At 61.0% G+C, this 7,713-nt stretch carries 6 protein-coding genes; all 6 read right to left on the reverse strand.

The genetic code is table 11. From position 1 onward, the window contains the following. Positions 1-7 precede the first annotated feature (7 nt). Positions 8-889, reverse strand: a complete 882-nt coding sequence (locus WCY17_RS06575; protein WP_372701380.1) for an ABC transporter permease — start codon at positions 887-889, stop codon at positions 8-10. Then, positions 882-2,015: an ABC transporter ATP-binding protein gene (locus WCY17_RS06580; protein ID WP_372701381.1), complete on the reverse strand. Its 1,134-nt coding sequence runs from the start codon at positions 2,013-2,015 to the stop codon at positions 882-884. The genes WCY17_RS06575 and WCY17_RS06580 overlap by 8 nt, the downstream gene beginning before the upstream one ends. Positions 2,016-2,210: 195 nt before the next feature. Continuing rightward, positions 2,211-3,230, reverse strand: coding sequence for a PotD/PotF family extracellular solute-binding protein (locus WCY17_RS06585; protein WP_372701382.1), 1,020 nt, complete (start codon positions 3,228-3,230; stop codon positions 2,211-2,213). Positions 3,231-3,417: 187 nt separating this feature from the next. Next, a complete protein-coding gene (locus WCY17_RS06590) occupies positions 3,418-4,851 on the reverse strand; it encodes a 4-hydroxyphenylacetate 3-hydroxylase family protein (protein ID WP_372701383.1) in 1,434 nt (477 codons plus the stop codon). A 10-nt stretch (positions 4,852-4,861) separates the two neighbouring features. After that, a complete protein-coding gene (locus WCY17_RS06595; protein WP_372701384.1) occupies positions 4,862-6,049 on the reverse strand; it encodes a M20 family metallopeptidase in 1,188 nt (395 codons plus the stop codon). A 217-nt stretch (positions 6,050-6,266) separates the two neighbouring features. Beyond that, complete coding sequence (locus WCY17_RS06600; protein WP_372701385.1) at positions 6,267-7,196, reverse strand: 2-hydroxyacid dehydrogenase; 930 nt, start codon at positions 7,194-7,196, stop codon at positions 6,267-6,269. Positions 7,197-7,713 lie beyond the last annotated feature (517 nt).

The following is a 7,713-nucleotide window of genomic DNA, read 5'->3' on the forward strand; positions in this document are numbered from 1 at the left end:
TGCCTCCTCAGTGCGCCTGGTTCGTCGGACCCTGTCCAACCATGCGTTGCAGAACCCCGAATCCCCAGAAGAAGAGCAGGGAAATCACGAGGAACACCGAAGCCGAGGCGGCTGCCATCGGCACGTCGAAAGCCTGGAAGATATGTTCATAGATCGCGTTGGAGACCATGCGGAACCGGCCACCACCCAGCACCAGGGGAAACAGGAACGAACTGAGGGCCACGGCAAAGGCCAGCGAGCCCGCCGCCACCAGCCCGGGCACCGACATGGGCAGTGTGACCAGGAGAAAGCAGCGCAGGCGCCCCGCACCCAGGTTGATCGCCGCGTCTTCCAGCGAGCGCGGGATGTTCTTCAGCGGGCCCATCATGGTCAGCACGAAAAATGGCAGCACGAAGTGCAGCAGGGAAATGAACACCCCGGTCTCGTTGTAGACCAGATGCAGGGGGCTGTCCGTCAGCCCGATCTTCATCAGCAGCGTATTGATCAGCCCGCGATTGCCGAGGATGATCAGCCAGGCATAGGCCCGCGTCACCGTGCCCGACAGAAAGGTGACGACCAGCGATACGATCAGAAACTTGCGCAAAAAAGATGACTGGCTACGCACCATGACATAGGCCATGGGATAGCCGATCACGATACAGGCCAAGGTGAGTTCGACCGAGATCACGAACGTCCGCCAGAGCGTGTTTCGTTCGTTGGCCGAGGCAAAATAGCGCAGATAGTACTTCAGCGTCCAGCCCGCATCTGCGGCGGCGCCCCCTGTGGCTGGCGGATGTACGCTGTAGAACAGGAAAATGGCGTAGGCGCCGAAAAAGATCCCCAGCAGCAGCGCCGCCGGCGACAGGCTCAGGATGACCTGGCGCCAGTGGATCGGATTTGCGTCATGCATCGCTGCCGTCCTCCAGCATCACGCAGGCCCGCGTGGGCGCGCTCAACGCCACACGCTCGCCCACCTTGTACAGCCGCGTGGCGGGGCCGCGTTCGACCTCGGCCAGAATGTTCGCCCCGTTGTCCGCGCGGATTTCATACGAGACGCTGCTGCCGAGCAGCACGCAGTTGCGCACTTCGCCCGGCAACGAGAAGGCGGCGTGGCCGTTCAGCTGCCCATTCATGGCACGCGCGGTCGCCATGTCGAACACTTCGAAAGCGCGCGGCTTGATCGCCAGATCCACCGCTGCGCCGCGATTCAATGCGCGGTCGGTCGCCAGCTCGAATTCCGGCATCTCACCGAGCCGCAGCATCGCCCGGCCCGCCTGGGCCTGCACGACTTCAGCGCGCAAAATGTTGGAACTGCCGATGAACTGGGCCGTGAACAGGTTGCGCGGCGTGTCATAGATTTCCAGCGGTGTGCCGAATTGCACGATGCGCCCCTGGCTCATCACGCTGACGTAGTCCGAAATGACCATGGCTTCGCGCTGATCGTGCGTCACACAGACCATGGTCAAGCCCAGCGCCTGCTGCAGCTTGCGCAGCTCGACCTGCATATCCTCGCGCAGGTTTTTGTCCAGCGCTGCGAAAGGCTCGTCCAGCAGCAGGATCTTGGGTTCGGTGACCAGCGCCCGCGCCAGCGCCACGCGCTGCATCTGTCCACCGCTGAGCTGTGAAGGGTAGCGATCGCCCAGTTGCGACAACTGCACCATCTCGAGCGCCTGCCCCGCGCGCGTCAAGGCCTGATCCCTGGGGACGCGGCGCATCTTCAGGCCGAACATGACGTTATCGATCACACGCATGTGCGGAAACAGCGTGTAATTCTGGAATACCATGGCGGTTTCACGCCGATTGGGCGGCAGGTGCAGGATGCTCTGGTCATTGAGCAGCACATCACCTTCATCGGCGTTCACAAAACCGGCGATGATGCGCAGCAAGGTTGACTTGCCACAACCACTGGGCCCCAGCAGGGTCAGTATGCTGCCCCCTTGTACCGCGAGTGTGATGTCCCTCAGGACACGTTCCTGGCCATATGATTTGCCAATCCTGCTGATGGTCAGATTGACGCTGTTTGTTTGAGACTGCATCAAAAACCTTCTCCTCTGCCCGAGATTTCAGGCGGGGCTGCGATTCGCGGCGCTGGCCGCAGCCCCTGCTTGCCTCGACAGAATGACTGAAATGGGTTGTGGACCTCCACGGCTGCGGCCACTCGCCTGATCGAGCAGCTGGCGTGTCTGCGCACAGCGGGAGGCATGGGGGTTCGTCAGGCAATCAGCCAGGCATCAGTTGGCAATCTTGTCCTTGAAGATGTCGATCCAGCGCGCGATGTGCTCGTTGACGACCGCCTCATCCGGTACATATTGATCCTCGGCCTTGGGCAGCATCCCCTTCAGGTCTGCAGGTTGCTCCGAGTTGACATTGACCGCAGCCATGCCCAGCTTCGCCGCAACCTCCTCGTTGACCGGGGCCGACAGCAAATAATTGATGTACTTGGCCGCGGTATCTTCCTTGCCGCCACGCACGATCATCATCACGTCATAGTTCATCACCGTGGGTCTGGGGCTCACGACCTTCACCGGGAAGCCGGCATCGGCGATGCGCTTGGCGTGCGAAGTGGGGCCGACCATCACCGATGCTTCACCCTGGGCCAGCGCCTGGCGGGCCTGGGAGTCCGACGCGAAGAACAGGACGACGTTGGGTTTGAGTTTTTCCAATTCTTCGAAGCCGCGCTTCTCGTCCATTGGATCGCCACCATCCTTGCCGGCAGCGATCATGAGCAGCCGCCCCTGGAAGAAACCCATGTCGGGCATGCCCAGCTTTTTCTTGAAGCGCGGATCCCACAGATCGGCCCAGCTGGTGATGGGCTCGGCCACCAGATCGGTGCGGTAGATGATCGACGTCGGGTACGAATAAATCGGTGCGTAGTACGCCGTGGCGGACCCCGACACCAGTTCCTTCAGGTTCGGCATCAGCTCGGTGGGCAATTGATCGAAGAGCTGCTTGTCTTCCATGGCACGCGTGGCTACCGAAGCCGTCGTGAACCAGACATCCACCGTGGGTTTGTCACGCATGGCCTGGAGCTTGGCCAGACCCTCTCCAGAGCTCGCCTGGGACACCAGATTCACCTTGACCCCGGTATCCTTGGTGAACCCCTGGCTGACCTCATCGATGGCGCTTTGCCAGGTCGCGCCCCAGATCATGACATTCAGGCTGTCATCGGCCGCCTGGGCGGGTGCCATGGCATGCAGCCCCACCGCCAGGGCGCCCGCCCACAACCAACGCTTCGTGTTTTTGACTTCCATTGGATACTCCTCCGTATGATGAATCATCAGCCGCATCGACATGACGGCCGTTCTGGGTAACACCAGCCCTTTCATATCCTGCAGCGAGAACATGATCGGGGTGATTTCAGGCACGTTCGCACGCCCTGTCCGGATGCCGTGCGGCCCAACCCGGGCCATGCGGCATCGCCGCGAGACACCCTGCGGATCAGGTCAGCCCGGCAAACCTGGCGGCCGTGGCGCGTGCGCGGTCACGGTCGTAGGTGTTGTACAGGGACATGGCCTGGACCATCGGCGGGCTTTCGGCAAACATCTGATAGCCTTGCATGCGCCCGGCAAACGCCGTGGACGTCAGCTCGGCCGCCAGATTCAGCACCCGCATGCGCGCCTGGGCGTCGACATCATTGATGCGGTAATACTTTTCGACATCCGCCTTGATCTCGGGGTGTGCTGCATTTTTCAGGTCGGTCAGCATGATCGGCGTCCCGCCGGAAAGATCACGCAGGATCTGGACCATCTGGTAGTAGTGCGTGGACGCAAAATGGCGCCCGGCGTTCTGGATCGCCTGATTGGGCATCACCATGCCAGTATGGCTGGGCTCGTGCTGTGCCTCGGCGGCCATCACGAAGGCGTGGATGGTTTCACGATATTCCATCAGCTGGGCGATCTTCTCGCGCACCGGTGGCAAGTGCTCCAGGCATGACTGCTCGGACAGCAGCAGGGCCGTGCCCACGAGCAGGTCGGCCTTGGCCAGCGAGCGCACCAGAAACCCCTGGGCGGCCCAGTTGTGCAGGTCCTTGCGGATCTGGGCAGCCAGTTCGGGCTGCCGCGAGAAGATCACGTTTTCCCAGGGGACGAACACATTGTCGAACACCATCAGGTTGTCGATCTCGTCAAAGCGCGATGACAACGGGCGCTGATCCGGATCCGGATCGCGAATCAGCGGTGCCCGGCAGATATGGCGCAGATTGGGCGAATTCATGGGCACCACGCAGGACACGGCATAATCGCGGTTTTCGGGCAGCCAGACCCCCACCGTGGGCTTGACGAAAGCCACGTGCGCATAGCTCGCCCCGGTCTCATATTTGGCGCCACGCAGTACGATGCCGTCCTCACGCTCTTCGACCACGCGCAGATACATGTCCGGATCTGGCTGCTGGTAGGGCTGCTTGCTGCGATCCCCCTTGGGATCGGTATTGCCGCTGGTCATGAACCAGTTGCTGGCCTGCAGTTTCTTCAGCCAGCCCTGCACGTTCTGGTAATAACGGGTGTCGTACTGATCCAGCAATGCCTTGTTGTCGGTCAGCACGAAAAGCGGCGTGACGGTTTCGTCGCCAAAGCGGTCGATGACGGGGCTCACCTCTTTCAGTACGGCCTGCGTCATCTCGCGGCGCATGCGCAGATCGTCGATGGTTTCGGGCAGCTTGTAGACCCGGCTCACGCGCTCGCCTGCTTCGTTCACGTAGCTGAAGAGCTCGTGATATTGCGCGGTGTGCTGCAGATCATAGACGCGTGCCATGGTCTGCACCATGGGACGCAACGCCGGATGCTCGGACACCCGGGCAACCTTTTCACCTTCTATATAAACCTGTCGACCATCATCCAGAGACTGGATGTAGTCCTTTCCCGTCATCAAAGCCATATTGTGTTCCTCAGAGTGTATTGGAGTGGAGCTGGGAGATTCGACGGATGATTTCGTGCAGCATGGCGCCGCGCGTCACCATCGTCTGGATTTCCATGGTTTCCTGCAGACTGCAGATGTCGTGGCTGACCGGCCCCAGACTGTCCAGGGTGGGCACGCCCATTGCGGCCGGAAAGTTGCCGTCCGAGCCCCCGGCCGTCGGGGGGACCTCGTGGATGTCGAAGCCCAGCTCACCACTGATGTCCCTGGCCAGCGCATACAGGGTCCGGTTGTTGTCCGGAGTGAAGGCCGGGCGCGTCATGCCGCCGCGGATTTCGACCTGCACCCGCTCGACATCCTGGCGCTGCGCAATGGCCGTGATGCGATCGAGCAGGGCCTGGGCGCGCTCCTGGGTACGGGCACGGACATCGATGTTGAGCATGGCCTCGGCAGGCACCACCTGCTTGGCCACCCCGCCCTCGAACACCCCCACGTTGACCACCGTGCCGTCTTCGGGTTCGGAGAGGGCTTCGAGATCCGCCACTTTCATGGCCAGCGCGCGCACGGCACTGGCGCCCGATTTGAAATTCACGGCGCAATGGGCGGTGCAGCCGTGGGCGTGCATGAACAGGTTGCCCAGGGCACCCCGGGCGGTCGTGATGCCATTGCCCGGACGCCCGGGTTCGAGCACCAGAGCATAATCGGCGTCACGAGCCAGCGCCTCGATATGCGCGCGGCTGTTCACACTGCCGATTTCCTCATCGGGCACGATGGCATAGGTGATGGACTCGAGCGCGTCAAAGCCGTTCTCGAGCAAGTGCTCCAGGGCAAACAATGCAATCACCAGACCGCTTTTCATGTCGCCCACCCCGGGACCGGTGGCCAGATCGTCATCGCGCTCCTGGTACGGCCAGTGCGCCACCGTTCCAGCTGGCCAGACCGTGTCGGCATGGCCCAGGATCAGCACCCGCCCGGCGCCACCCAGCGATTTGCGAGCGACCACGAAATCACCCACCGCGGCATTGGGCTTGCGCTCGATGGCAAAACCCAGACCGGCCAGACGCTCTGCGAGAATTGACGACACGGCATCCACGCCCTGCTTGTCGTGTGAACCACTATCGATATTGACCAGTCGTTCGAGCAATGCCCGCATGTCCGGCAGACGGGCATTGAAATGGTCCAATAATGCACTGCCTGTTTCTGTCGTGATGGATGTCATCCTGGCTCTACCCTTTCCGTGAATACTGCATGCGTCATTGCATGCAATGTTGCATGCACCGAACTGTATTCCTGGAATTGATTCAGATCAACTCAAGGTTTGCCTCGACTGGCTTTCAAAAAGCCAACGAATCACATATCAACTGATTTTATTATTTAAAAACAATAGCTTATTGATATGATAGCTAAATTTAGGGGTTTTCCCTTGTTGTTCGGGATCAATACCCCAGATGCGGATCAACCACACCGGAAACAGGTGTTCCATGCAGGAACGCACGGATTTTTCCTGCAATCTGCTCTATGATTTTGCTTCGCTGACTGATGCCGGCCAGGTGTGGCGTCACCTGGATGCGCGGATGCACCCAGAATGGATGCCCTTGCGGCAAGGGCTCGGCCGCGAACACATCCAGCGCGGCACCAGCCAGCTGGCCGTCGGCCAGCGCCGCGAGCAGATCCTCTTCCACCAGATGCGCGCCGCGGGCCATATTGATCAGGTAGGCCCCGGGCAGGAGTGCATCGAACACCCGCCGCGACAGAATGCCCGTAGTCTGGGGCGTCAGTGGCAGTACATTGATCAGGACCCGGGTGCGGGCGAGGAACGCGTCCATGCCAGCCGCGCCGGCATGCGCCTCGAGCCCCGCGGGCGCACGGCCGCTGCGCGACCAGAGTGCCACCGGAAACTCGAGGCTTGCAATGGCCTGGGCCACCCGCGCGCCGATCACCCCGGCCCCCATGATGCCCACCGGCCACTGCCCAGGCTGGAAATCATCGAGACGACGCCAATCCTGCCGTGCCTGCAGCCGTTCATAGTCAGCGAACCCGCGGGCGACGCGCAACAGATAGTAGAGCGCATACTGGGCCATGAGGATCGCCATGCCGCCATCTTCCAGACGCACCAGGCGCACGCTGGCGGGCCGCCCCGGCATGTTCAGCAGGGCATCCACACCCGCGCCGATGTTGAAAACGATCTCCAGCTGCGGTTCGCGCTCGAACAATGCCGCGGGCGGATCCCAGACCACGGCGATCCGTGCCTGGCCGTGTTCGCCCGCACGCCAGTCGCGCACGGTCAGCTGCGGCAGCGCCGCACGCAGCTCGTGCAGCCATTCGTCGTAATGTTTGATCGAACGCGAGGCAAAGACAATGTCCATGAATCATGCTCCAGTGCAATGGGTTGGGTTGGGGACGGCTGAACTGCTCGGCATGATGCCTGACACCACGGTAGTCCGCCAGGATGACGCTGTCGAATTCCGGCCCCTTGCCCAATAGCGTGTCGCCGGCACGCAGTTCGTAGAGCGATCGGGCACTGCGATCATTGGGCAACAGCACGCGTAGCGTATCGCCCTTCTATCGTCGATATGGTGCACATGCCTGCTGCCCTCATCCAGCCCGGCGTGACCAAACGTGATGGCCATCGCTTTGCTTGATTATTCAACCATCGACTTATGAGATCACACTCGGCTGATTTGTTGAAATAGGTGCAAATGGGTGTGCTATTGGCTGGATGATCAGCGCAATCCCGCAACGCGCAGACTTGGTAATGTGTTCATTATTGAGTATATTGAATACATCAAGACTGCAAGGAGCTGACCATGCCCCGCACGAACACCACCACCATGACAGTGCGCCTCAGTGGCCCTCTGAGCGAATTCGTTGCCACAAATGTTG

The sequence above is a fragment of the Castellaniella sp. genome (assembly GCF_041677825.1).
GTDB lineage: Bacteria > Pseudomonadota > Gammaproteobacteria > Burkholderiales > Burkholderiaceae_B > Castellaniella.

Excerpts from the sequence above, each read along its gene's own strand:
- WCY17_RS06575 (WP_372701380.1), bottom strand. The coding sequence starts at position 889 with ATGCATGACGCAAATCCGATCCACTGGCGCCAGGTCATCCTGAGCCTG.
- WCY17_RS06580 (WP_372701381.1), bottom strand. The coding sequence starts at position 2,015 with ATGCAGTCTCAAACAAACAGCGTCAATCTGACCATCAGCAGGATTGGC.
- WCY17_RS06585 (WP_372701382.1), bottom strand. The coding sequence starts at position 3,230 with ATGGAAGTCAAAAACACGAAGCGTTGGTTGTGGGCGGGCGCCCTGGCG.
- WCY17_RS06590 (WP_372701383.1), bottom strand. The coding sequence starts at position 4,851 with ATGGCTTTGATGACGGGAAAGGACTACATCCAGTCTCTGGATGATGGT.
- WCY17_RS06595 (WP_372701384.1), bottom strand. The coding sequence starts at position 6,049 with ATGACATCCATCACGACAGAAACAGGCAGTGCATTATTGGACCATTTC.
- WCY17_RS06600 (WP_372701385.1), bottom strand. The coding sequence starts at position 7,196 with ATGGACATTGTCTTTGCCTCGCGTTCGATCAAACATTACGACGAATGG.